The sequence below is a fragment of the Salicibibacter kimchii genome, assembly GCF_003336365.1.
In the GTDB taxonomy this organism is placed as follows: Bacteria; Bacillota; Bacilli; order Bacillales; family Marinococcaceae; genus Salicibibacter; species Salicibibacter kimchii.
This window is the reverse complement of record NZ_CP031092.1, coordinates 2,815,898-2,841,824: the sequence shown is the minus strand read 5'-3', so window position 1 is coordinate 2,841,824 and position 25,927 is coordinate 2,815,898. Positions and strand designations below refer to the sequence as shown.

The window sequence follows — 25,927 nt, the reverse complement described above, 5'->3', positions numbered from 1 at the left end:
TTTTCACTCCTTTCTGGAAATACGAGTTAAAATATAGATATCCACTACATTTACAATCACCTCCTCCATTTAGTCAAAATCTCCGGCAAGCCAAATCCTTGGGAATTTTTAGCACCGATCCCTGTGGTACAAGCAAACGTTAATATTTTTGGATCACCTCGCAGTTCATATTCGCCATTCCAAGCCTCAATGATAAAATCCTTGAAACGTGTGACGATTTTGTCTCTTTCATTTACTTTGATTGGCTTTATATTCACTCTCGAATCTAACTGCTCTCCATAATAGGCCGCATACTTATGGGCAATATTTTCATTGATTAAGTGGTTAAATGCATGATCCCATGGATTATAATAATGGGTTGTTTTCTTGCCATCGCTCCCTTCAAATGTACTATGAACAGTGATAGGTGAAATCATTCGAATAGAGCATTTCCGGTCTCCCACATTGGTTGCTTTATAATGAAGTTCTTCGACAACAACGCGATGATTATTAATATATAGGGAATCCTTCATAAGTATACTTTGGCCTAAACTTTGTATAAATTTAGACAAACAAGAACTTATCTGCCACTCCACCTTTTCTTTAAACGTAATCGTTTTGTTTTTAGAATTAATGGTTGCTTTTCCTTGCAAACGACTAAACGTAAACATTTTAAAACTCCGTTTCCCGTCTGAATACCCTTCTTCATGAAGAAACCGGGAAAAGGCTACATCGTCAATCTGGTTATATATAAATCCTTGAAGGATTTGTTGATAATTCAGTGGTAGAGTAATAGGAGATGAAAAATTAAAAGTTATGTACAGTCGCATACAGCACCTACCTATATAGCATATATTTATCATAGTCATATTTTCCTTATTATAAGAATATAGGAGCAACAGTAATAATTCAACAAAAAGTTACACAGATTTCCAAGTAGAATGTTGATCTTTGAATTATTGTTTATTGTTTGTAACCATCTATCTATACTATATCACTCCCCCTGTCAACTACTGTCAGGGGAACAAAAATTCATGTGAAAAAATTTTTGGTTGAGGGTTAAAAGGATGCTTTACACGCCAACTTCCCGTCGAACCAAAACAGCCGGAGGCCCTATATACATAGGGCCTCCGGCTGTTTTTTAGTGGTTTATCTGCAATAGTTAGTGTATCTATTAATTTTTTTGTTCAACCTGCCTATTCTTTTTTCGCATACCAAATAACCGGATATGCAAAGGCCATCAGGACAAGAACAAACGAAATAACGCCGACCCAATGAAAGGAGGACCAAAAGAATCCGCCGATTGTCCCGGCGATGCTGGAGCCGAGGTAATAAGCGAGCAAATATAAAGAGGACGCTTGTGCACGGTGATGCCCCGCTTTCTCGTTTACCCAGGCACTGGCAATGGAATGAGCGCCGAAGAACCCGAACGTGAAAATAATGATTCCGATTATCTTCATTGTCAGCGGAGGGGTTAACGTGAACAACCCGCCCAATGCCATAATCGCGATGGAGACTTGAATCATTGCCGGCTTGCCAAAAAAGTCTGCTTTTCGCCCCATATAAATGGAACTGAATGTTCCCGCCAGGTAAACGATATAAATCGCTCCGATGAACGATTGGCTCAATTCATAGGGAGGTTCCATAAGCACAAAGGCAAAATAATTGTAAAGAGCAATAAACCCGCCCATCAAAATAAACCCAAGGCTAATCAACACGATTAATCTTTTATTGGAAAATAAATCGGTGTAATTACTGATCATTTCTCGCGGTGCCAGTGTATGCCCGGCCGAATTCTGAGGGTTCGGCAAAAAGATCATGAATAAAACGCTTAAGATTAACGCCAATAAACCGATGGCACCTAATGCCATCCGCCAATCAAAAAGATCGGTGAACAATCCTGCCAGCAGACGACCGCTCATCCCTCCGAGACTCGAGCCCGCGATGTAAAGGCCCATCACTGTTCCCAGTACGCTCGGGTCGAATTCCTCGACAACATAAGTCATGGCTATCGCCGGAACACCCGCCACAACAACCCCTAATAATGCACGCAATAGAAGGAGTGTCACGAAACCCGGACTTATTGCCGTAAGCAAACCAATAGCCGCTGTCATAAACATGGACAACACCATCACCCGCTTCCGGCCAAAACGATCGGACAGCGGAGCCGCTACGAGCAAACAGACAGCAAGCAAACCCGTCGTAAACGACACGGCCAGACTCGCCACAGATGCTGAAACTCCGAAGTCATTGGCAAAGATCGGCAAAAGCGGCTGTACCGTATAAATTGCCGCAAACGTGACAAGTCCGGCAAAAAAAAGCGCCAGACTCGCGAACTTATATGTTTTCGTTCCCTGCTGTATATAAGACAATGCGATTCCTTCTTTCCCATCTGTATTATAAGCATTCACAGAGGGCTTGTCTAACGGGGAATTTATCATACGAATATCTCTGATTTATTCGCTACGCCCTTTTATGGAAAAAAACTTCTTGACAAAACCGTTAATGTAAAGAATGATTAACACTTAACTGCAATGTGCCCCCGCACAAAAAATTAAAAAGGGTGAAATAATGAAACTTGGGGATTTGAAAAGAAAAATACATCTACCTGTCTTCTTCATAAGTGGCGGGTTGTTGGTTTTATTCGTTGTTATGTCGTTTGTTTATTCCGAAGGCGTTGCTAATTTTGTCAACACGGGGTTTGATCTTTCGATCACCTATTTTGGTGCTTTTTGGCAACTATTATTGTTAGCTACGTTCATTGTGGGAGTCGTTCTCGCCATTTCAAAATATGGAAAAGTTCGTTTAGGGAATGAAGATAAGCCGAGAATAAGCTTTTTTAAATGGGCGGCTATACTGGTTTCTTCCGGACTGGGAGCCGGGGGGATTTTTTGGGCAGCTGCTGAGCCTATGTATTATTTTACAGAAGTTCCTCCTATGCACACCGGTATAGCTGATGGAGCACAAGAAGCCGTCGGTGTAGCCATGTCTCAAAGTTTCATGTCATGGGGGTTCACCGCGTGGGCGGTCTACGGAGCAATTAGTGGAATGGTCATTATGTATGCTCACTATAATAAGGGCCTATCATTAAAACCGAGAACATTATTATATCCCGTCTTTGGCGACAAAATTGAGCATAATAAATGGGGGATAGCGGCTGATGTCTGCTGTATTTTAGGAGCGGTTGCCGGCACAATTGGAACCGTTGGTTTTTTTGGATTTCAATTAAGTTATTGGCTGGAGCATTCGTTTGGCATCCCTGATGGATTGTTGACACAAATACTTGTCATTAGTCTATTGGTTGTAATCGTTACAATATCTGCAGTGACAGGCATATCAAAAGGGATTCAGTTTTTAAGCAGAACGAATATTTGGTTGATATTTCCTGTCGGGGCCTTAATTTTGCTTTTGGGTCCAGGGGGTTTTGTCATCGATACGTTTGTTTCTTCCTTTGGCACTTATGTCTCCGAATTTATGAACATCCATACGTTTCGCGGTGACGAAGAGTGGTTAGGTGCATGGATGTTATTTTTCTTTGGATGGTTCATAGGCTTTGGTCCTTTAATGGCGATGCTCGTTGCCAGGATATCTCGTGGAAGAACCATTAGAGAGGTATTTTTTGTCGTTTCGATCGTGGCAGCGCTCGTGTCGAATGTTTGGTTTACCGTTCTTGGCGGCACCGGTATTTTTTACGAATTACAGAACGAAGGGACCATCAGTGGGCCCTTAATGGAAAGCGGTCTACCTGCGGCTATCATTGCCATGGCAGAACAATTGCCTCTAAGTGGTTTAATGGGGATCATTCTAGCTATCTTAACAACTTTGTTTGTTATAACGACTGCAGATTCAATGTCCTACTCCATTTCCATGTCTGTGACCGGTGAAGGGGATCCACCGAAACCGGTCCGGGTGTTTTGGGTGCTGATGATCGGGATCATTTCGATCATTTTGATTAATATCGGTGAAGGAAGTATCGACGCGATCCAATCATTTATTATCATTACCGCTGTTCCAATTTCAATCATTATGCTGCCGCTCCTATGGGGGGCCCCGAAAGTAGCGAAGAAAATGGCGATTGAACAAGGAATTGAGGAACAAAAGAAAAAAGAATAGCGAATGAAACCGAGTGCAAAGCTCTGCTGCACTCGGTTTTTTCTTCCTTATTCAAACAACGAACTCACCGACACCTCATTATGCACACGGTGAATCGCTTCTGCAACCAGCGGTGCTACAGAGAGGGTCGTGATTTTGTCGATCATTTTTTCTTCGGGAAGTTCAATGGTGTTCGTAACGATAAGTTCTTTGATCGGTGAACCATCGATGCGGCTGATCGCGGGTCCGGAAAGGACCGGGTGCGTGCAGCAGGCGTAGACGGCGTTGGCCCCGTTTTCGATGAGGGCGTTAGCGGCGGATGTGATCGTGCCGGCGGTATCAATGAGGTCATCGATGATAATGGCGTTTTTGCCTTCAAATTCGCCGACGATGTTCATGACTTCGGATACGTTTGGCTGCGGACGTCGTTTATCGATGAACGCGATCGGAACATTCAGTTCATCGGCCATTCTGCGGGCACGCATGACGCCACCGTTATCGGGAGCAACAACTACGACATCGTCTAACTGTTTCTTTTTAAAATAATCGGCTACGATTGGCACGCCCAGCAGCTGATCGACAGGAATGTCGAAGAATCCTTGGATTTGGGGCGCGTGCAAGTCCATGGTGACGACCCGGGTCGCGCCGGCGGCTTCCAGAAGATTGGCGATTAATTTTGCAGTAATCGGTTCCCGGGAGCGCGCCTTTCGATCCTGTCTCGCGTAGCCGTAATAAGGAATGACGACATTAATTTTTTTTGCCGAGGCGCGTTTTAATGCATCGAGCATGATCAATAATTCCATCACATGTTCGTTTCCGGGTTGGGCCGTCGATTGAACGACGTACACCTCACACCCGCGAACGCTTTCTTCAATGCTCACCTGGATCTCCCCATCGCTGAAACGTTTGACGGAACTTTTTCCGAGTTCACAGCCCAGTTGTTGGACGACTTCGTTCGTAAGCGCGGGGTTGGAACTTAATGTAAAAAGTTTAAATGTATCTTTTAAAGCATAGCTCATGATTATGATTTCTCTCCTAATTTTGTAGATTAACCGGTGTCGTTGCTTTTTTTCCATTGAGGACGTGAATCAGGTTATCCGCGGCTAAATCGGCCATCGCGCGTCGCGTTTTCACGCTGGCACTGCCAATGTGCGGAACTGCCGTGACGTTTGACAACGTTAAGAGCGGATGGTCCGTCGACACCGGCTCCTGTTCATAGACATCGAGCCCGGCGCCCCAAATCTCGCCACTGACGAGCGCTTGGTAGAGCGCATCTTCATCAACGATGCCGCCACGGGAGGCGTTGATTAAAATGGCATTCTCCTTCATTAAAGCAAGTTCTCTTCGCCCAATCAAGTGATGACTTTCTGAACTGTAGGGCAAAAGGAGGACAACGAAATCAGCCTTTTTGAGTAGCACATCCAATTCTGCGTACTCGATATCCAGATCCGATTCTTTGTCTTTTTTTCTCGTTCGGCTATAGTAAAGCACGTCCATATTAAAGCCCTTCGCGCGATTCACGACTGCTTCGCCGATTCTGCCCAGGCCGACGATGCCGAGCGTTGCGCCGAATACATCCTGGCCGGTGAACTGCATCGGTGACCAGGCGCCCCACTCCCCATTTCTGACCGTATCCGAAGTTTCGACCAATCGACGCGCAGAAGCCATCAAGAGCGCGAACGCGAGATCAGCGGTCGTTTCCGTCAGAACGTCGGGGGTGTTCGTGACCGTAATCCCGTTAGCGGTAGCGGTTTCCACGTCAATATTGTTATACCCGACCGCCATGTTCGCAACCACTTTTAAATCTTTTCCTGCTTGCAAAACTTCTTCATCAATCTTTTCCGTGATCATGCAAAATAACCCATCGACGTCTTTGATTTCTTCCAGCAGTGTCTCGCGTGGCACGGGTTCGTCTTCTTTTTCCCATGACCGTACCTCAAAATGTTCGGCGAGTCGTATCTTAATAGCTTCCGGTAATTTTCGAGTGATATAGATTTTATGGGGCAATATTTTCACTCCTATTGATTTTTTCTTCTATTATTATAGCATTGATGGAGGAACAATTTTAGGTGAATGGAGGGATAGGTATGAAATTAAAAGGAAAAGTCGCGGTCGTCACCGGTGCTGGCTCAGGTGTGGGGCGAGCGATTGCTCAGCGATTCGCTCGGGAAGGTGCAAAAGTCGTTGTTTCCGATCAAAATATCGACGCGGCAAAAGAAACATTATCGAGCCTTGAGGCGAGTGGCGGGGTCGCTTTTGCGCATCGGGCAGACATCACGCGGGAAGAAGACGTTGAGCATTTGATTGACGCGGCGATTGAACATTTCGCGACGTTTGATATTCTCGTTAATAATGCCGGGATGATGGACAACATGGTCCCGGCCGCCGAAATCACGGACGACCTCTGGCACCGGGTGTTCGATGTCAACACGAGCGGCATGATGCGCACGATCCGCAAATCCCTCCCTATTTTTTTGAAAAAGAAACAAGGTGTGATCATCAATATGGGTTCATCCGCGAGTCTTCAAGGGGCCCGCGCGGGACTCGCTTATACCGCTTCGAAACACGCGGTGGTTGGCATGACCAAAAACGTCGGATTTCAATATGCGAATGAGGGTATCCGTTGCAACGCGATCGCGACCGGAGCAGTAGAAACGAATATCGGCACAACGATGGGCGAACCGAGTGCGTTCGGAATGGAACGTGCCATGTCCGGATCAGATAACAATCCGCGTGCAGGTGCGGCGGAAGAAGTAGCTGGGATAGCGCTCTTTCTCGCTTCCGAAGATGCCGCTTTTGTGAATGGCGAGGTGATTCGAGCCGACGCGGGGTGGCTGGCGTACTGATCATCGTACCTCGGACAAGTTTGCAGGGAAAATTGTCCGAACACTAGTGCAAGACGGCTGAAATAAGGTTGATCACAACATCTGGAAAAGACATTCTTGATCGACACAAATTCGTTCGTTATTCCGGATTTTTACCCGTCCTGGCCCAATCGAGTAGGAAAATGTCGTCTAACCCTCGCACGCGCGCCATTGTTAGAAAAAAGCAGTCAATAATTGCGTCGGAGGCCGGAGGTCAGCATAAAACAGGACGCATTCACGCGGCTAAAACCAGTAACTTGAGCAGCGAAAAGTCCGCGCCACACTTTCAAACCAAGGGAGCACTCATGCTTTTGATGTTGTCCATTGGTGTGTGATCGGTAATTCAGCCACCCTACACTAGTATTCAGTTCGGACAACTTTACGGAAGAACAAGAAAAATTTGTCCGAGCCGAGGGGTTGTTCGGACAAGTTTATGGATGACCAGGAGAAGATTGTCCAAACTAGTGGTCTATATCAAAAATTCTTTCCAAAACTCCTATTCACATATCTCCCGATCCTTTGAAGACTATTCGGATTCAAAAACTGCATTTTGAGTCCTCCACTTCCATGTTTGAGGACTGCCAGGGGCAAAAATACACATTTTGAGTCCTCCACTGCCACGCCTGAGGACTGCTAGAGACAAAAATACACATTTTGAGTCCTCAATTGCCGTGGTAGATCATCGTTTAGCTGGATTTTTTGTGCAGGAACGAATTTCTGGAACGTAGCACTAGAGCTACATCGGATATTATTCTCCTATGAAAAAACATGCACCCGGCTTGTCACCGAATGCATGCCATCCTCATCCTCGTCCCCGCTCATCCCAACACTGCCCGATCATTCGCAAGCTGCTCTCCTTGGATCTTCTGAAATTCATTAAGCAGCTGATCAATCGTAAACGCTTGTTTTTCTTCGCCGGAGGCTTCGAAAATGATCTTTCCTTTATCCATCATGATTAAGCGATTACCGAGATCGAGGGCTTGCTGCATATTGTGCGTCACCATTAACGTCGTCAACCGCGTTTCTTCAACGATGTCTTTTGTAATGCCGGTGATCAGTTCCGCGCGCGATGGATCCAAAGCGGCGGTATGCTCATCAAGCAAAAGAATCGAAGGCGTCGTGAATGTTGCCATCAACAAAGACAAAGCCTGGCGTTCCCCGCCGGAAAGAAATCCGACTTTTGCCGTCAAGCGGTTTTCCAGACCAAGCCCGAGGCTCTCGAGCTTTTCTCTAAAATACTGCCTTCTTTTTTTCGTGACGCCGACAGAAAAAACAGACCGTTTTTTGGTTCGGCTATAAGCCATCGACATATTTTCTTCGATCGTCATCGACGGTGCCGTGCCGGCCATGGGGTCTTGAAACACGCGGCCAATGAATGTCGAACGTTCATATTCAGCGAGCTTCGTCACCTTTCGTCCATCAATCTCCACGTCGCCGACATCCGGGTTCAATTTTCCCGAAACCATATTCATGAGCGTTGATTTTCCGGCCCCGTTACTGCCGATCACGGTAACAAAGTCCCCCGGATCAAGGGTAAGGTTAGCATCCTCGAGAGCGGTTTTTTCATCAATCGTCCCTTCGTTAAACACTTTATAGATCTGACTTAGACGTAGCAGAACCGCTCCCTCCTTCAAATTCCTGTTTCAATTGACGCGCTTTGCGGGATTTGCGCCGACGTTCGCGTTGATTTTCCAGTAATTTTGGTATGACGAGGGCACCGACCACGATCACCGCGGTAATTAACTGCATATCGCCGGTTTCCAGGAAGTCGACCCGAAGGGCAAGCGCAACAACCATGCGGTAGATGACGGCACCGCAAATGACGGCGAGGGTGATTTTAAAAACGGACCCTTTTCCAAAGAGCGCTTCGCCGATGATGACGGAAGCGAGCCCGATAATAATCATCCCGATCCCCATGTTCACATCGACAAAACTGCTATATTGGGTTACAACAGCCCCCGATAACGCGACAAAACTATTGGAAATGCCTACGCCCAATATTTTTAATCGATCGGTATTGGCCGACAGGCTGCGAATCATATCCGGATTGTCTCCGGTCGCCCGCAGGGCAAGACCGACTTCGGTTTTTAAAAAATAATCCGTAAATGCTTTTACAAGAACGACAATCAGAATGGCCAGGAACAACACGGACCATGTTGATGGAGCAAACGGAATGCCGACCGCGGCCAATGCGCCATTTACCCAACCATCGATCGGGAGAGAAGCCCAAAAATCGGAAAACATGGAAATAATCGTGTTGTCGTTCATCAATGAGATGTTCGGGCTGTTATCCATAATGCGCAAATTAATGGAATACAGCGCGGTCATCATCAAAATCCCCGACAATAACGGATTTATCTTTCCTTTGGCATGCAATGTGCCTGTGATGCAGCCGGCGATAAAACCGGCGATCAAGGCGGCTATCGTCGCGACAATCGCCGAATACCCGCTGACAATCATTATGGCCGCAACGGCCCCGCCGGTCACAAAACTTCCGTCCACGGTTAAATCCGGAAAATTAAGTACTCGAAACGACAGATAGACGCCGAGAGCCATAATGCCATAAATAAGTCCAAGTTCAATCGAGCCAAAGATGGCAGTGAACATGCCTCTTCACCTCGACTTCCTATTCATTAATAATCTCGTCAGCCAGGTCCTCCCAGCTGTCCTCCCACTCGATGTCCATTCGCTCGGCAGCCCCTTCATTAAAGACGAGTTCCAGTTCCGGCGGAAACTCCACGGCGAGCGACTCCGGTTCTACTTCCCCATTCAGGACATCCATCGCCATTTCTCCCGTTTTGTAACCAATGTCATAGTAGGAAAAGCCAAAACCGGCAAATCCGCCTGCCTCCACGGAATCAAGCTCACCGACAAACAGCGGCAGCCCCTCTTCTTCGGCCACTCCGACGACGGAATCAAGGCCTGAGACGACTTCATTGTCGGTAATAATATAAAACGCATCGATCGACCCGACTAGACTCTCCGTCGCACTTTGGACATCGGCAGATGTTTGCACGGTCGCCGTTTGCACGTCCATACCGGCTTCCTCCGCTGCTTCTTCAGCTAAACCGACCTGGTATTCCGAGTTTTGCTCCCCGGCGTTATACACCATGCCGATTGTATCGACACCTAGTTCAGCGCCCATCAACTCCACCGATTGCGAAATGGCATCGGGGTGTAAATCCATCGTTCCCGTGGTATTTCCTCCCGGCGCATCAAGTGTATCGACAAGTTCCGCCCCTTCCGGATCGGTCACGGACGTGAACATAATCGGAATATCATCGGTGGATGACGTCATGATTTGGGCCGCGGGCGTGGCATTTGCGAAAATTAAATCAACATCGTCACCGACGAACGTATCCGCGACCGTCTGTAGCACGTTCATGTCACCGCTTGCGTTTTGGTCATCATACGTGACGTCAAGCCCGGCTTCTTCGATCGCTTCTTTAAATCCTTCCGTTGCTTGATCCAGAGACGGATGATCGGCATACTGCACGACACCGATGTCATAGTTTTCCCCACTCGCTGTATCTCCGTTCTCCCCATCACCAGCCGCCGCGTCCTCTGTTTCTTCATCCCCACATGCACTCAGCAATGCTGTGAGCAAAACAATCGACCCTACCTTGAACATCCCCTGCTTTTTCATTTAATTCCCCCCATTACTTTTATCCTTTAAAGGATTCATTTGTTAAAGTAAATTATAGACATTTTGCATAAAATTTCAATAGTAATTTGCCACACACTTATGTTTATACCTCTATTTTTTTCGGGTATTAGCCTAGTGGACCTAAACAAAAGGAGTGAACCCCTATGGCTAACAATAAAAAAATCTTGATGGTCGTCACCAACGGCCAGGAAATGAGCAACGGCCACTTTGCCGGCATTTGGCTATCGGAATTCGCCGAACCGTATGAGGAACTTCGTGCCAATGGGTACGAGGTAACCGTGGTGAGCCCGAAAGGCGGGGAATCTCGCATCGACAGAAATAGCCTGGAAGATGATACGATTCCCAAGGGTTGGAAAGAAATCGCGCGTCTTTTGAAAAATACAGAAGTAATCGATAACGTGAATGCCGAGGATTACGACGGCATTTTCCTTCCCGGCGGACATGGAACGATGTTTGATTTCCCTGAGAACGCAAAGCTTCATTCCTTGCTCCGCAATTTTGCAGAAGACGAAAAATCGATCGGCGCTGTCTGCCATGGACCCGCAGGTTTGGTCGATGCTGCTCTAAACGACGGAACACCGATCGTGAAAAATAAAACCGTGACCGCATTCACCGATTCCGAAGAACGGGGCGTGGGGCTTGAAAACGAAGTTCCTTTTCTGTTGGAAACAAAATTAAGGGAACAAGGCGCTTCCTTCGTTGCTGCTGACGACTGGGCGGAAAACACACAAACGGACGGCAAGCTCGTCACCGGCCAAAACCCGCAATCGTCCGTGAATGTGGCGAAACAATTGGTGAAAACATTAGAAGGATAATCGACTAGTGCCTATTGGTTGAAATTCCCGCTCACACCTTAGCTAGACGCAGCTACGAACAAATTAGACGCCACTGACTTGATGTAACAAGCGCTAAGTGGCGACTAGCATTTGATGCTTCTCCATATTTGGCGTCACAATCATCGGGTGACGACTAATTTTTGACGTTTCTTCATTTTTTGGCGTCACAATCGCCAGGTGGTGACTAATATTTGGCGTTACACTATTTTTTGGCGTCACAACTATGGGTGATCACTTATTTCAGACGTGCTGCACGAGGCATGTATTTGGAAATACATGCCTTTTTTGCGTTTATCCCGACCCCTTCGCGGGTAAAATAAACCCCGTAGTTTTGAAATGGATCGGGGGTGTAGCGGGTGTTCGACTTATATGACCTATTGCGTTTGCTCGTGTCGGCGTTTTTTATTTTACCTATCGTCTCCCTCATTCGTGAATCGGGTTACTTTCTAATCGCAACGCTGCTGGGTGCGAAAAATAAACATATTTATGTCGGCGCTGGACCCATTTTATTTCGTCTTCCTTCCATAGAAATACGTCGCTATTTTTTTATAACGAGCTGGGTGACGTATGACGAGATTCAACCGGATCATAAATTTTGGCATATTTTGATTTATGCCTCTCCGATGCTCAGCAACATTTTCGTAGCGGCAGTAATCAATTCATTGCTTGGCGCTGAAGTTATAGGCGGGGAGATTTTTTGGAATACCTTTTTATTCTATACGTTTTATTTTGTCCTTTTTGATGCATTACCTGTCTACCATCCCGACGGGCAACCGACGAACGGCCGGGCGATTTACGATGTCATCCGCCACAACCATTGGCATACCTCGGAACGTCGCTATGACGATCCCGATCACCCAGCAGCGCGGACAAAAGAGCAGGAAGAGACCATCAAAAACCGGGACAGGGACATGGACCGAAGAGAAGATGGTTGATTCTTGTCTTTTCGTCTATTAAAATGACACTTTCATGGTTTAAAGGGAGGAAGATCCGTCGTGGAAAATAAAGCAAGCCTTCGCGGTTCCCTATTGGTTTTATTTATCGTCATTCTCGTTCTGGCAGTTAGTATCCTTTATTATGAGGCGGCCCCTCACATCCCGATATTAATCAGCGCGATGATCGTGACAATCTATGGATTCATGCTCGATTATAAATGGGATCAAATGGAAAAAACGTTGATCAACGGCATCGCACAGGGGATTGCCCCCATCCTGATTCTAAGTTTAATTGGAACACTCATCGGTGTCTGGGTGTTGAATGGCACCGTCCAGACGATTACATATTACGGCCTGCAGCTGCTATCTCCCGCCACTTTCCTCGTCTCCACCGTTATCATCTCCGCGATTGTGGCGACGATGGTCGGGAGTTCGTTAAGTGCCATGGGCACGATCGGCGTCTCGCTCATGGGAGTCGCCTATGGCATGGATGTATCGCCGGCAATGGCCGCGGGCGCGATCGTGAGCGGCGCGATGTTCGGGGATAAACTATCGCCCCTCTCAGATACGACAAACCTTGCCGCCGCGACGGCAAAAACGAACATTTTTGAACACATTCGCCATATGTTATGGACGACGATTCCGGCGCTTATCATTGCCTTAATTATTTTTGCTGTGATCGGGATGGTTACCACGGAAGGAACGGCAGACACCGGACAAATTGATGAAATGATGGCCGTCTTGCAATCGGAATTTACGATTAGCATCGTGACCCTGTTATCGCCATTGCTAATCATTGGGTTAGCCCTCGCACGCTTTAAACCGCTCCCTTCATTGGCAGCGGGCCTGATGGTTGCAGCTTTGACAACATTCATAACCGTACCGGGCAGCACACCCGGGGATATTATGATAGCCGCCCACTCCGGATATACTGCTGAAACTGGCTTTTCCCCGATTGATGAACTGTTATCTTTGGGCGGCCTCGAGAGCATGCTCTTTGGTGTATCCTTGATTATTATCGCGCTCGCGTTTGGCGGACTTATCCAAGGCATCGGCATGACCGGAGCCTTAATCGAAGGCATGCAGAGGGTGCTTAGAAGCCGAGGCAACACGATCGCATCAACAATGGCCTCTTGCTTTGGCGTTAGCGTTGTCACCGGAGAACAGTATTTATCGATTATCCTTCCCGGCCAGATGTATGAAGATGCCTACAAACGTCACAACCTCCATCCGAAAAACCTCAGCCGTACGATCGAAGACGGCGGGACCATCCTGCACCCACTCGTCCCCTGGGGCGTTATCGGCGCATTTGTCATGACAACATTGAATGTGGGGATGGAGTATGTGTTTTTTGTGTTTCTTAGTCTTGTGACACCGTTTATTGCACTTTTTTATGCGTATACCGGGTGGACGCTTAGGAAATTGGACGATAACTAGGCAACCGCTGTGAGCGGTTGCCTAATTGATGTTTGGCTGATATACGAGCAAGGTGTACCCTGCAACTTATCCAAACAAACCGTTCAGGATCAACAATAATGGCAGCGCGACACCCCAGGCGATCGTCGTAGGAATCGACCATACTAACAGCTGCTCTTTGACGTTCTTGATCCCGAGCATACGGTTAACGACCCAAAACATGCTGTCATTGAAGTAGGAAAACACCATTGATCCCACAGTAGCTGCCAACGCTGCAAAGACCATGCTGACATCCATTGTTGCAACAATGGGTGCGGAGATCGAGGCACCGGTGATCATTGCGACGGTACCACTCCCTTGGATGAGTCGAACAGCGGTAGCAATGAAGAACGGGATCATAATAGCAGGTAGCCCGGTTTGAGCAATTTGTTCCCCGATCACCTCTCCTGTGCCGCTTTCTTCCAATACGGAACCGAGGGCACCGCCGGCACCGGTAACGAGTAAAATAATACCCGCGTTTTTGATTCCCTCTTCCATCCGCTCAATGGCATCTGCTTGCCGAACATTATGAAAAAGCCCATAGATGGCAATAATTAAACCAATCGCAACAGCAATGACCGGATTACCCAAAAATGTGATATATTCAACCGCTAACCCTTCAGCGCCGGTTGCTGCGATCGACGTGTTCATTAAGATTAAAATGATCGGAATGAGAATGGGCGCGATGGATATCAGCAATCCGGGTAGATTTTTTTGTTCTTGCATGTCGTAGTATTCGTCAAGACTGTTAATGGGTTTTTCCGGGCGCACATAATCCAGCCCATCTTCAGTCGGCAATTGATAGATTTTTTTTCCAATCCACTTCCCATAAAAGACACCGGAAATAACGACGGGGACACCAAGGACCAATCCCCAGAGCATCATCATTCCGACATCAATGCCATAAATGCCGGCTACCCCTAACGGGCCGGGAGTCGGAGGCACCATATGGTGGGTGGCTGTTAAGCCAATTCCAAGGGCGATCCCAAGAGAGACGACAGATTTGCCAGTTTTCGTTGATAACGCTTTCACAATCGGCATTAAGATAACATAGGCAGAATCGACGAAGATGGGAATCGAGACAAAATATCCCGCGACTGCCATCGCCCATTCTTCTTTCTTTCTCCCCAACCACTTGATAAGTGTATAGGCGATTCGCTCTGCTGCACCGGAGACTTCAAGCACACGACCCATCATCACTCCGAGACCGATAACGATCCCAATCGTACCTAAGGTGCCGCCGAAACCTTCTGAAATCGTTTCGATGACAGTGGAGGGAGCCATCCCTCCGACAATACCGGTGACCGAGGCGGCAATCAACAACGCTACAAAGGCATGAATTTTCGTTTTCAATACTAAAACAATGAGTATGAATACGGCGAGAATCAATGCGAATATCATCTGTGCGCCTTGCGCTTCCATATCCGTTCACTCCTCTTCCCGTTAAATATTTGTGAAATACCTGGCGTACTTGGCTGATACTTTCAAGCATTCTTCCATGCTGACAGCGCTGGCCTCACCAGTACCTGCAATATCAAATGCGGTTCCGTGATCGACAGATGTGCGCAGAAAAGGAAGGCCATTCGTAATCGAAATCGTGCGCTCAAAATCGGTCATCTTCGCCGCAATGTGACCTTGATCATGATATAGGGATAGCACGGCATCGTATTTTCCTTGTAAGGCTTGGTGAAAGACTGAATCAGCCGGAACGGGCCCTACCGCAGTAATCCCATCTTCTCGTGCCCGTTCAATCCCCGGTGTAATTTCATTGACTTCTTCCATACCGAAAAGCCCATTCTCACCGCTGTGGGGATTTAAACCGGCAACAGCTATCTTGCGTGAATAAACACCGAGTTGCTGCAATGCTTGGTCACAGCGAAGAAGATAATCATGGACACGATCGGCTGTCATCTGTGCAATTGCGTCCTTAAGCGAGAGATGTCTAGTCAGGAAAAAGATTCTTGATGAATGAACCTCAAACATCGTTAATGGATCATTCGTGCCAGTCATTTCGGCGAGAATTTCCGTGTGACCGATATGGGGAACCTCTGCTGCTTTTAATGATTCCTTATTAATCGGGGCGGTAGCGATGACATTGATGTGACCTTCATTGGCCAACTCCACTGCCTTCTTAATATACTCGTAAGCGGCTTGACCACATGACGCTTGCACCTCTCCATAACGCATTGAAGACATGTCTACGCTCTTCAGATTCAACACATCGATTTGTCCATATTCAAATTGCGCTTCATTCGGGTGATCAATTTGGCGTATCCTTAAATCAGATTGGGTCACTTCAATCGCTTTCTCAAGAATATCGCTTTGACCAATCACAAAGATATTCCCTAGCGCTTGGATTTCGCGATTGGCCATGGCCTTCACAACGATTTCAGGGCCGATTCCTGCCGGATCTCCCATTGTTGTTGCAATGATTGCTTTATTATCGCGCATAGCAGTCTCCTTCTTTCTTCCGTAGTTCTTCTTGTAAATAACGCACTGACTCGTAGATGGCCCGTTCATCACCGGCCAATCCCCCTTTTGTCACCATCGGCAAACGGTCATAGTGACCACCGCTCAGCTGACCGTACGCCAGCAGCGGTTGAATTTCTTCGATCAACTCAATGCCCTGAGCTTTCGCTGATGCACAAATTGCCGCAAGCACTTCACCTCCACTTGAAAATAATCCGACGTTCTCACTCAAACGATCTTTGTCCATCATACTTGTGAAAATTTCTCCTAGTCCATCAGTGATACGATTGCCCAGTTCATTTATTTCCTTTCCTTCTTTTTGCAACAGATCACTCAAATCAATGGATGATTGACCCGGTTGGATAGTGGTAATGACGACGACATGCGTATGTCGAAATTGATCAAGCGCTTCTCTTGTCACACGTTCGATTTCTTCTTCCCGGTGATCGCTGAAGCTTGCCAACTTCTCCGTTTCCGTATAGACGATACGGACATCGGCCTTCGTTTTCAGATATTCGAGCTGATTGCTCGTATGCTTAGTCGTACTTCCCACGATTAAAAGAACCGGGTTGTCTTTGCTTTGTTTTTGATTTTTCGCTTGTACATAATATGAAGTAAGTGGCCCCGGATCTACCGGGATCAAAGGGTAACTTTTAATAGAAGCCATAGCGTTTGCAATCGTCGCAACGTCACGATTGCTGACCGCGTCGCAACAAATCATGCGCGCGCCGTCATTCATTTTTTGTTGTAAAAGTGTTCGTAATTCACTGGGTGATTGTCCGTTTATATCCTTTAGTGAAATTGAAGTTGTTGCGTGTTGACTTTGCGTTTCCAATAAACGGCATACGTTGGAGTGTCGAATGGGCTTCACCGGGTCTTTGGCCACTTCTGTATTTCCCAGCGGAACATCATCCACAAATAGACTGCCGTCGCGGACCGTTCGCTTTGAATCAGGAAAAGCGGGAACGATGATCGCCACGGAATCCGTGATTGCTTCAAGAATAGCATCGACCTCGGCACCGATATTTCCACGAAACGTGCTGTCTGTACGTTTAGCAATGATCTCTGCTCCCCAGCCGCTAAGATAAGAGAATGATGCCTTTATTTTTTCTGAAGCTTCAGTGGGTTCCAAATAACGACTGTCCGTATTAAGAACAAGCGTATTATATCTGTCATCAGGAAAGACCCCCTGATTGAGAACTGTGAGTGTACGTCGTCCCTGCTTTGTTAGTCTGACCCCCGTCGCATTCGCCCCCGTCAGATCATCCGCAATCACGCCTACTCTCATAAACCTCCCTCCATTTTAGCGACGGCTACGTTTTCGTGTAGATGTCTCGCCTGCATTCGTTCATCGGTGATTATCCCTTTTAATTCTTCAAGATGACATACATAGGCGAATGTTTTATGCCCATATTTACTGTGATCGGCAAGTAGCCACGTTTCGCTGGCAGCCTCAATCATGAGCTTTTTGATTTTTGATTTTTCAATGGAAGGCGTTCTTACTTCGCCTTCGGAATCCACCGAATGAGCGCCAAGAAAACATTGATCAACATACACTGATTGAAGCAAGTGCTGCGTGTGGCTCCCAAACATCGCTCCTACTTCATGCTGAAGTTCGCCTCCCGTGACTATCACATCAACTGGACTATTTATCAGTTCAGCAGCAATCAGCACATCGTTCGTCACCACCTTTAACCCTTTCCGGTCTTTTAACAAACGAGCAAGCTCCAACGTCGTCGTACCTGAATCCAAAATAATCGTCGAATGGTCAGCAACCTTAGAAACCGCTTTCAAAGCAATCGCTTTTTTTTCTGCTAAGTGAACATTTTCTTTCAATTGATAAGCGATTTCTTTTCTCAATTGCGGGGCGGCCACTGCACCACCATGGGTCCGAATAATTTTCCCTTCTTTTTCTAATGCGTTCAGGTCTCTTCGAACTGTCATCGTTGATACTTGAAAATGGTTGGTTAAATCGGTGATATCAACTTTATCGTGTTCTTGAATCAATTTAACAATATGTTCTTTTCGATCATTCATATGCACATATACCTCTATTTAATGATTGATTCTAACATTATTTAAGGATATTTTGATCGATATAAACATAATTGTCAAGTATCTTGAATCAACCAAAAAGCCGTTGGCAAGAGGCAACGCTCATCACCAACGGTTTAGATTTGGCAAATAAATAGAGAAGGACTTCCCCACTCTATTATATCGCATATTTCGCTAATGCTTTTTGTACATAATAAATGTTATCTTCTTTGCGATTTTCGAGTCTTTTTTGTCCCATCTCCGCTAATTAATTTATAAAAAATCGGCACACTTTTATCCACTTAGGATAAAAGTGTGCTACAATACATGAAGGTAAACAAAACGATTAGAAGAAAGGCGATATCATGCAACGTAATCTTATGTCTTGGTTGAACCTACCGAAAAACTACGATATTGGTTTTTTCAAAAGTGATGTATTAGCTGGTTTAACAGTATTTATCATGCTTGTACCTCAAGGGATGGCTTATGCCTTATTGGCGGGTCTTCCTCCGGTGATGGGATTATATGCTGCCACCCTTCCGCTCATCGTCTATGCATTGTTCGGATCTTCTCGTCATCTTGCCGTGGGGCCTGTGGCCATGGCTTCGATTTTAGTTTTTTCCGGTGTATCGCTTTACGCAGAACCCCAAAGTTCGGACTATATAGCCTTAGTGCTTTTATTAACACTCATGGTCGGCGTTATGCAGCTTATTTTAGGTGCTATTAACGCAGGAGCGCTTATTAAATTTGTTTCACCTAATGTGATTAGCGGCTTTACGTCTGCCGTTGCAATCACGATCGGACTAAGCCAGCTCGGCAACTTTTTTGGCATTGATTTGCCTAGCGGGAATCAGATTATCCCGATTTTAAGCAGCCTCTTTGAAAATATAGCAAATATCCATTTCCCAACCCTAATGATCGGAATGATTAGTTTAGCTATATTAATTGGTTTGCCAAAAATGAAAGCCACAAAGCGTTTGCCTCTTCCACTGCTTGTTGTTACGTTAAGCATTCTTTTTGTCGCTTATTTTCGCCTGGATGATGCAGGCGTAAGTATCGTCGGCGAGGTGCCAACAGGGTTCCCTAGTTTTTCTATCCCAAACATAGATTTATCTGCTATGCAAACATTAATCCCGACTGCTTTAACCATTGCTTTAATCGCCATGATGGAATCTTTATCGATCACAAAAACATTAGCAAAAAAAGATAGCCCTCCTTTAAACGTTAATAAAGAACTTCGTGCGATAGGTTTATCTAATATCGTTGGTTCGTTGTTTTCCGCTTACACAGTGACAGGTAGCTTTTCCCGGAGCGCCGTGAACCACCGAACCGGTTCTGTCTCCCAAGTATCAGCGGTCGTAACGGCTATAGGCATTCTGTTAACTTTGTTGTTTTTAACGCCATTATTTTATTATTTACCACATGCTGTGCTGGCGGCTATTATTCTATCTGCTGTTGCCGGTTTAATTAACATCCGTCCTTTAAAATATGCGTTTCGTGTGAAACGAGAGGATGGATGGGTGTGGATCGTAACCTTTATAGCAACCTTAGTGATCGGTTTTCAATGGGGACTTCTAATCGGTGTTGTTGTGTCCTTATGTTTACTCATCAATCGTTTAACGCACCCGCACGTTGTTGAACTAGGTTGGGAAATAAAAAGCAGGAGATATCGAAACCTTCAACGATTCCCAAATGCAGTGCGTCTACCTCATATGATTCTTTTACGTATCGATGCAAGGATTCAATTCTCCAATGCCGAATACATCGAAAAAATATTAGAAAACAAAATAGAAGAAGCTAAAGAAAAACAAAAACAGCCATTTGATGTCGTGATTGACATGGCTGGTGTGAACGACATTGATACGATGGGAATAGAGACATTAGAGCGGCTTATGCGAAAATATAACGAACAAGATGATATCAATATATGGTTTGTCCACTTGAAAGGGCCGGTTCGGGATTTATTACAACGAGCGGAATGGCGTATAATGTTTCCAAAGGCTATCCGCTATGCCTCTCTCGAACAGTTTATAAAAAAGAGACAGCCCACCATAGATTATATGATTTGACAGGCGAAGGGGAAAATACTCGTGTTAGACACTCGAAATAATGGAATGAGAGAAGTTTATCGCTGCATTCATCAACACGGTCCTATTACAAAACTTGAATTAATACAGTTGACCGGAATGAAACAAACAACCGTCGTCAGACGTTTGGATGATTTAATGAATAGCGGTTGGATACGTATCAAACAGCACGACATTTCTTCCGGAGGAAGACCCCCTGCTTTATACGAAATTGAACCAACCGCAGCTGTTATGATCGGCATTGATTTATCAAGACGAGAAACAACCGTTTCCATGAACGATATGTCATTCAACATCATAGGGAGTCATACCTTCCAAATGAAAGAAGACCACACGCCAGTACATACCATATCGCTTATTAAAGAAAAAATAACGGATTTGTTTCAAACTTATAAGGTCGATGAAGAGAATCTATTGGGCATTGGGATTGGTACGGTCGGACCCTTAGATAGGAACCAAGGAACCATGCATGCAAAGAATTTTATAGCAGGGGAGTGGGATCACTTCCCCATCGTTCATGAACTGAATAAAACATTTAATACCACGATATTACTCGAAAACGGGGCAAATACAGCTGCTTTATATGAAACGATGACCCGTCCCGATTCTAAGAACCAATCGATTCTTTATTGTATTAGCGGCTGGGGGATGCGTTGTGGTTATGTCCTAAACGGAGAAATCATGCACGACAAACAAGGCGACGCCAGTTCTTTTGGAGAAATGATCATCAACCCCTATACCAAAGGAACCTTGGCCTCCTATATTTCATATGAATACATTCTCTCCAAAATAGAACAAAAGAGGACATTAACAAATGTAAATAAAAATGAAAAAAAGAATCAATTGATGCACGCCTTATTAAGCGAAGACCCCGAAATACAAGACATTGTTCTTGACTCTGCCTACTACTACGGAATAGGACTAGCCAATATGATCAACATCCTACATCCAAAAATCGTGATCCTAAACAGCGAAATGATACGGAAATATCCAACCTACTATGAAAAAATCATAGAGACAGCACAAGATTTTGTTTTCCAACCCGAGAAGCAGAATCCAGAGTTTCGTTCAGCCGATTTCAAAGTAAATCCTGCTTCTGTAGGCGCAAGCATGCTCGTGTTTAATGCTTATTTTAAAGCATGATAGACCAGTTGGAGAACAACTGGTCTATCTAGTGACTTATACGTTGTACGTAAAATTCTTGACAATGAGGTCCACCTTAAAGGCTCCCCAGCGTTCAAACCCCAAGTAACCCCAGCCAACATTGACTTGGGAACAAGCTTTCACATTCAAATGGTTATATCATCTAAATCCCTTCCCACAATGACTTTTCCATTAAAAGCTTTTGAAGCTTCTTGAAAAGCCTCTGTTTCATTAGTGTTAGGGAGTAGGTGTGTTAACACAACGCTTTTCACCCCTGCTTCTTCAGCTATTTCACCTGCTTGCTTTGGACTACAATGCTCTTTTACTAAAATATCCTTTATCTTTTTTAAATTAGCATCAGTACTCTCAGCGTTGAATACTGAGGTAGCAATAGCTGCATCTTGTATTAATATATCTGCACCCTTGGCCAATGTTACGAGACTATCAACTGGACAAGTATCACCAGAAATTACTATGGCTTGATCTCCTTTTTGAAATCGAAAACCAAACGTTGTTACATTGTGTACCACAGGAGCGGAGGAAATTTCCGTATTGATTTCAGGAATTTCAATCTCCCCTCCATCATCAGGTATCTCAATGATATTTACATCCAGTAACCCATTTCCGGATATACCAAGCGTATTCACACGGTAATCTATATCCTCCTTAAAAATATCCAAGATTTTCTCATGGAATTCTTTTAAACCTTTAGGACCGACAATCGTTAATTCTTTTCTGCCTAATGACCATCCTCCCAACAAAAAGTGAGCATAACCGAAGACATGATCAGAGTGTAAGTGAGTAAATAAAACATGTTTAATATCCTCTGGATTGATTTCAGAATTTAATAATTGCCTTGTCGTTCCCTCCCCACAATCAACTAATACAGGCGTTTCATCCACCATTATAACTTGAGCGGGACCAGACCTTTCTCTATTGGGTTTTGGACTTCCTGTTCCTAATAACCTTACGTAAAAAGATTGCATAATACCTCTCCTCTAAAATAATTATTTCTTTTATTTTATCCTCAATTCCCGGCACTGATTGGTATGCGCCTCTTTTGGCTTTGACTCCACTTATATAATAGGAAAGCACAACTTAAAATTATCCCCAAAAGATTTATAATTTGAGTAACGAGCACAGTTTCATATAGAGGCGTAAATAATAATAAAGCCATTAACGCGCCAATTAATCTTTCCGATATACTCAAATGATGAAATAAATACCCTACTACACTCACTGCTATTAGTATACTCCCTAATACAGTTGTAAAAATAGTGGCACCTGTCGATAGTAAGCCCTGACCGCTTTCACTTCCCAAAAGTAAAGATGGGGAATATACAAAGATAAATGGGATCACAAATGCTACACTGCCATATTTCAATGCATCCCATGAAATTTTTAAAGGATCTTCCTTAGCAATCGTTGAAGCAGTGAAACAAGCTACAGCAATTGGAGGAGTGAAGCTAGAAAGTATTGAAAAATAAAATACGAACATATGAGCAGCAATGGGGTTAACTCCCAGTTCTATTAAAGAAGGTGCAATCAAAACTGCGACCATAGAATAGGCGGCTATTGCTGGCATCCCCATGCCAAGAATGATGGCAACAATTGCACTTGCTATTAACAATATAAAAAGCCCATATTCTCCTAATTGAGATAAAGTCTGAGTCAGATTAAACCCTAGGCCCGTTACACCAACGATCCCCACAATTAATCCCGCAGCAGAAAGAACTATTCCTATATCAACCGAAGTTTTACCTGTATCTATAAATATATCTTTTATTTTTTTAAAATATTTTTTTCTACCTTGCCTTTGTAAAAGAAAAATCAACAAAGCAAAAACAGCAGTATAAACCGCACTATTCGCGGGTGGATATCTATATACAAAGAGTAAAATTATTAGAACAGAAAAAATAGGAACAAGGATCCAAGCAGTTTTTAATACATTCCTTAATTTCGGTATCCCTGCTTTAGGAATACCACTTAACCCTCTTTTAGCTGCCGTTAAATCAACCTGCGCAAAAAAACTTACATAGTATAAAACCGCTGGAACAATCGCTGCTATAGCTACTTCTGCATAAGAAACCCCTAAATTTTCAGCCATTAAAAATGCAGCCACACCCATCACTGGTGGTAGAATCACCCCTCCAGTAGAAGCAACAGACTCTATAGCTCCCGATTCGGACTTACTATAGCCTGTTCTTTGCATTAAGGGAATAGTGACATTACCAGTAAGCAAAACATTTGACACTGGCCCTCCCGTTAAACTCCCTACAAAACTCGAGCCAATAACTGAAACTTTAGCAGATCCACCCCTAAATCTACCTAATAAGGAAGTGGCAATGTCCTGAAACATATCTCCCCCTTTAAAATGTATCAGAATCTGACCAAAAAATATAAAGCCCAGCGCTATAGTAGCAGCAATACTCAGCATAGAGAATAAACTATTAGTATCTAAATATAAGTAGTTAACTAATTGATCGAACGGGATACTTTGTCCTTCAAGAGGTCCAGGAAAATAAGGAGCTGCGTATCCATAACTTATAACTGCTAAAACTATAGTTGTTAGTATCCATCCGAAACATCTTCTTAAAGCTTCCAATATTAAAATTATCGCAGTTACACTTATCGCAAGTCTTTCCAATGAAACTATTCCGAAAGACGTTAAAATTTGTGGATACAATATAGCGACATATAGACCAACAAATAATCCAAGAGAAGCTAATATCAAATCATACCATGGGACTTTATTTTGATGCACTCTTTGACCGCTTCTGCTCGCTGGAACACCCATAAATACGATAGTTAATATCAACGCTAAAAATACAGCAAAGTATTGTTCAGGGAAGAATGAAATGCTTGCGATATTATACAGGGAGAGAATGTACACGATCCCCAAACTAGGAATGAGAAACAATAAAGATCTCCAAATTCTTAATTGAATTCCAGAAAGGTTCCTAAAACGCGAACTTTCTTCAGCCATATTATTTCACCCCTTCTTCAAATAAATTCATGATATCGAAATTGAGTATTATAATGAAATTTTAGCTTATTCATTAAGTAATCTTTCTTGTGATTCCTCTGCTTCTTCGTTCCATACTCCGATTTCTTTATAATACTTAACGGCTCCCGGATGGTAAGGGACACCAATGTCAGGATCAAACATGGTTTCAGGGTTCCATTCTTCTAACCAACTATGTGACGAATGTAGATCTTCGTAGTTTTCCCAAATCCCCTTCACTAACTCATACGCTTGTTCTTCAGTGAGATATTCAGAAGAGCCAATTAGCATGTTTGGGTAAGATACTAATGTGGTTTCTTCATTAACAAAGCCTCCTGTGTAACTCGTAACTTCTGCACTAGGAACATAGTGATCCAGTTCATCTTTGGCTTCACCTGGGACATCTTCTGATGGGTCAACACTAGCAAAATTTAAAGCTTGAAGGGAATGCATAGCATCAAGCTCTTGAACAGCCGCGGCTTCAGGATCTCCAACAAATACCGCTTCTACGTTACCTTCCCGCATTTGATCGATACCTGTAGGAACGTCAGCGACGGGAAATCGATCTACGTCATCAAATGTCAGTCCTACAGATGCTAATTGAGCGTCAAGTACTTCACGAGAAATATTGTTACCTGGATATTCTGTAGCAATCGTTCTCCCTTCAAGATCATCAAGGCTATTAATATCAGAATCCTCTCGAACAACATAGCCTGCAAAATCACTATAATTTCCTTTTACTAATGCTCGCACGTTATCAGTCTCTTCATAAACATTTTCCCCTTGAAAAGCCCATATTGCATCAGGTACTGACAAAAATCCCACATTGACAAACTGTGGCTCATTTGAAAAAATTTCCATCCAAGAAATAGGTCCGGAGTAAGGGGTTATCGTGATATTGAGATCTGTATTTTCATCAATTACTTCGGCTGCTCCAGTGGCGGCCGCGTTATAAGCCTGGCCCGTGGCATGAGTTGCAATATTAATACCATTAGGAGATTCTTCTGTATCACTTTCAGATCCCGCTTCATTCCCACAGCCCATTATTGTTAAACCGCTCACCGTACATAGCAATGTTAGCCATAAATATTTTTTTCTGTTCAGCATGTAGTCCTCCTCCTCACCATAAAATTATTCACCCTGAAGCAGCCATTATTATATATAAAATAATATATCATTTGTCACAAAAATTAATGGCTTGTGTCAAATGTGCTTAATACTCTATTTGATGATAGCGCTTTTATAAAATACAACAATATATAATTTAGTTGAATATTACACCTTAATTCCATTTTAGTCAAATGTTTTTCGATAATCCCTTTCCTTTTTTAATTCTATAATTCAGTATACTGAAGACGCCAA

21 protein-coding genes are annotated in these 25,927 nt (G+C 44.4%); 7 read left to right on the top strand and 14 right to left on the bottom strand.

Annotation, left to right across the window (positions count from 1 at the left end; translation table 11 throughout):
* Positions 1-56: 56 nt before the first annotated feature.
* Both cas6 and DT065_RS14360 read right to left on the bottom strand, forming a co-directional pair.
* Positions 57-809, bottom strand: coding sequence for a CRISPR-associated endoribonuclease Cas6 (gene cas6 / locus DT065_RS14365; RefSeq protein WP_227002623.1), 753 nt, complete (start codon positions 807-809; stop codon positions 57-59).
* 366 nt (positions 810-1,175) lie between these two features.
* Positions 1,176-2,351 carry an MFS transporter gene (locus tag DT065_RS14360; RefSeq protein WP_114376345.1) on the bottom strand — a complete coding sequence of 392 codons (1,176 nt, stop codon included), beginning with the start codon at positions 2,349-2,351 and terminating at the stop codon, positions 1,176-1,178.
* Between the two features lie 199 nt (positions 2,352-2,550).
* Here DT065_RS14360 and DT065_RS14355 point away from each other — a divergent pair, with 199 nt between their 5' ends.
* The gene (locus DT065_RS14355; protein ID WP_114374546.1) at positions 2,551-4,092 is read left to right on the top strand and encodes a BCCT family transporter; all 1,542 of its coding nucleotides are present in this window, start codon (positions 2,551-2,553) and stop codon (positions 4,090-4,092) included.
* A 47-nt stretch (positions 4,093-4,139) separates the two neighbouring features.
* On the opposite strand, the gene DT065_RS14350 is transcribed toward DT065_RS14355, so the two are convergent.
* Entirely contained in the window at positions 4,140-5,090 is a 951-nt protein-coding gene (locus DT065_RS14350) for a ribose-phosphate diphosphokinase (RefSeq protein ID WP_114374544.1), read from the bottom strand.
* A 16-nt stretch (positions 5,091-5,106) separates the two neighbouring features.
* Positions 5,107-6,078, bottom strand: a complete 972-nt coding sequence (locus tag DT065_RS14345; protein WP_114374542.1) for a 2-hydroxyacid dehydrogenase — start codon at positions 6,076-6,078, stop codon at positions 5,107-5,109.
* Positions 6,079-6,158: 80 nt separating this feature from the next.
* Between DT065_RS14345 and DT065_RS14340 the strand changes: the two genes are divergently transcribed.
* Positions 6,159-6,917, top strand: a complete 759-nt coding sequence (locus DT065_RS14340; RefSeq protein ID WP_114374540.1) for an SDR family oxidoreductase — start codon at positions 6,159-6,161, stop codon at positions 6,915-6,917.
* An 836-nt stretch (positions 6,918-7,753) separates the two neighbouring features.
* Here the strand turns inward: DT065_RS14340 and DT065_RS14335 are convergent.
* From DT065_RS14335 to DT065_RS14325, 3 genes are read right to left on the bottom strand one after another with little or no spacing between them, the layout of a single operon-like run.
* A complete protein-coding gene (locus DT065_RS14335) occupies positions 7,754-8,551 on the bottom strand; it encodes an ABC transporter ATP-binding protein (protein WP_114376343.1) in 798 nt (265 codons plus the stop codon).
* Positions 8,526-9,542: an ABC transporter permease gene (locus DT065_RS14330; protein ID WP_114374538.1), complete on the bottom strand. Its 1,017-nt coding sequence runs from the start codon at positions 9,540-9,542 to the stop codon at positions 8,526-8,528. The genes DT065_RS14335 and DT065_RS14330 overlap by 26 nt, the downstream gene beginning before the upstream one ends.
* A 19-nt stretch (positions 9,543-9,561) precedes the next feature.
* Complete coding sequence (locus DT065_RS14325) at positions 9,562-10,581, bottom strand: ABC transporter substrate-binding protein (RefSeq protein ID WP_114374536.1); 1,020 nt, start codon at positions 10,579-10,581, stop codon at positions 9,562-9,564.
* A gap of 164 nt (positions 10,582-10,745) precedes the next feature.
* On the opposite strand from DT065_RS14325, the gene DT065_RS14320 reads away from it, so the two are divergent.
* From DT065_RS14320 to nhaC, 3 genes are all read left to right on the top strand, one after another.
* The gene (locus DT065_RS14320) at positions 10,746-11,417 is read left to right on the top strand and encodes a type 1 glutamine amidotransferase domain-containing protein (RefSeq protein WP_114374534.1); all 672 of its coding nucleotides are present in this window, start codon (positions 10,746-10,748) and stop codon (positions 11,415-11,417) included.
* A 377-nt stretch (positions 11,418-11,794) separates the two neighbouring features.
* A complete protein-coding gene (locus DT065_RS14315) occupies positions 11,795-12,373 on the top strand; it encodes a hypothetical protein (protein ID WP_114374532.1) in 579 nt (192 codons plus the stop codon).
* A gap of 60 nt (positions 12,374-12,433) precedes the next feature.
* Positions 12,434-13,810: a Na+/H+ antiporter NhaC gene (gene nhaC / locus DT065_RS14310; RefSeq protein WP_114374530.1), complete on the top strand. Its 1,377-nt coding sequence runs from the start codon at positions 12,434-12,436 to the stop codon at positions 13,808-13,810.
* A 66-nt stretch (positions 13,811-13,876) separates the two neighbouring features.
* On the opposite strand, the gene DT065_RS14305 is transcribed toward nhaC, so the two are convergent.
* The 4 genes from DT065_RS14305 to DT065_RS14290 are packed head-to-tail and all read right to left on the bottom strand — an operon-like array spanning position 13,877 to position 18,334.
* The gene (locus tag DT065_RS14305; protein ID WP_114374528.1) at positions 13,877-15,250 is read right to left on the bottom strand and encodes a GntP family permease; all 1,374 of its coding nucleotides are present in this window, start codon (positions 15,248-15,250) and stop codon (positions 13,877-13,879) included.
* A 21-nt stretch (positions 15,251-15,271) separates the two neighbouring features.
* Positions 15,272-16,279, bottom strand: coding sequence for a 4-hydroxythreonine-4-phosphate dehydrogenase PdxA (gene pdxA, locus DT065_RS14300; protein ID WP_114374525.1), 1,008 nt, complete (start codon positions 16,277-16,279; stop codon positions 15,272-15,274).
* Positions 16,269-17,585, bottom strand: a complete 1,317-nt coding sequence (locus DT065_RS14295; protein WP_114374524.1) for a four-carbon acid sugar kinase family protein — start codon at positions 17,583-17,585, stop codon at positions 16,269-16,271. Before DT065_RS14295 ends, pdxA begins: the two co-directional genes overlap by 11 nt.
* Complete coding sequence (locus DT065_RS14290) at positions 17,582-18,334, bottom strand: DeoR/GlpR family DNA-binding transcription regulator (RefSeq protein ID WP_227002622.1); 753 nt, start codon at positions 18,332-18,334, stop codon at positions 17,582-17,584. The genes DT065_RS14295 and DT065_RS14290 overlap by 4 nt, the downstream gene beginning before the upstream one ends.
* A 362-nt stretch (positions 18,335-18,696) precedes the next feature.
* On the opposite strand from DT065_RS14290, the gene DT065_RS14285 reads away from it, so the two are divergent.
* Both DT065_RS14285 and DT065_RS14280 read left to right on the top strand, forming a co-directional pair.
* Complete coding sequence (locus DT065_RS14285) at positions 18,697-20,400, top strand: SulP family inorganic anion transporter (RefSeq protein ID WP_114374520.1); 1,704 nt, start codon at positions 18,697-18,699, stop codon at positions 20,398-20,400.
* A gap of 21 nt (positions 20,401-20,421) precedes the next feature.
* Positions 20,422-21,561, top strand: coding sequence for an ROK family transcriptional regulator (locus DT065_RS14280; protein WP_114374518.1), 1,140 nt, complete (start codon positions 20,422-20,424; stop codon positions 21,559-21,561).
* 146 nt (positions 21,562-21,707) lie between these two features.
* On the opposite strand, the gene DT065_RS14275 is transcribed toward DT065_RS14280, so the two are convergent.
* The 3 genes from DT065_RS14275 to DT065_RS14265 all read right to left on the bottom strand — a co-directional run bounded on the left by DT065_RS14275 (position 21,708) and on the right by DT065_RS14265 (position 25,672).
* Complete coding sequence (locus DT065_RS14275) at positions 21,708-22,547, bottom strand: MBL fold metallo-hydrolase (protein WP_114374516.1); 840 nt, start codon at positions 22,545-22,547, stop codon at positions 21,708-21,710.
* Between the two features lie 41 nt (positions 22,548-22,588).
* Entirely contained in the window at positions 22,589-24,547 is a 1,959-nt protein-coding gene (locus DT065_RS14270; protein ID WP_114374514.1) for a TRAP transporter permease, read from the bottom strand.
* Between the two features lie 66 nt (positions 24,548-24,613).
* Positions 24,614-25,672 carry a TAXI family TRAP transporter solute-binding subunit gene (locus DT065_RS14265; RefSeq protein ID WP_114374512.1) on the bottom strand — a complete coding sequence of 353 codons (1,059 nt, stop codon included), beginning with the start codon at positions 25,670-25,672 and terminating at the stop codon, positions 24,614-24,616.
* Between the last annotated feature and the right edge of the window lie 255 nt (positions 25,673-25,927).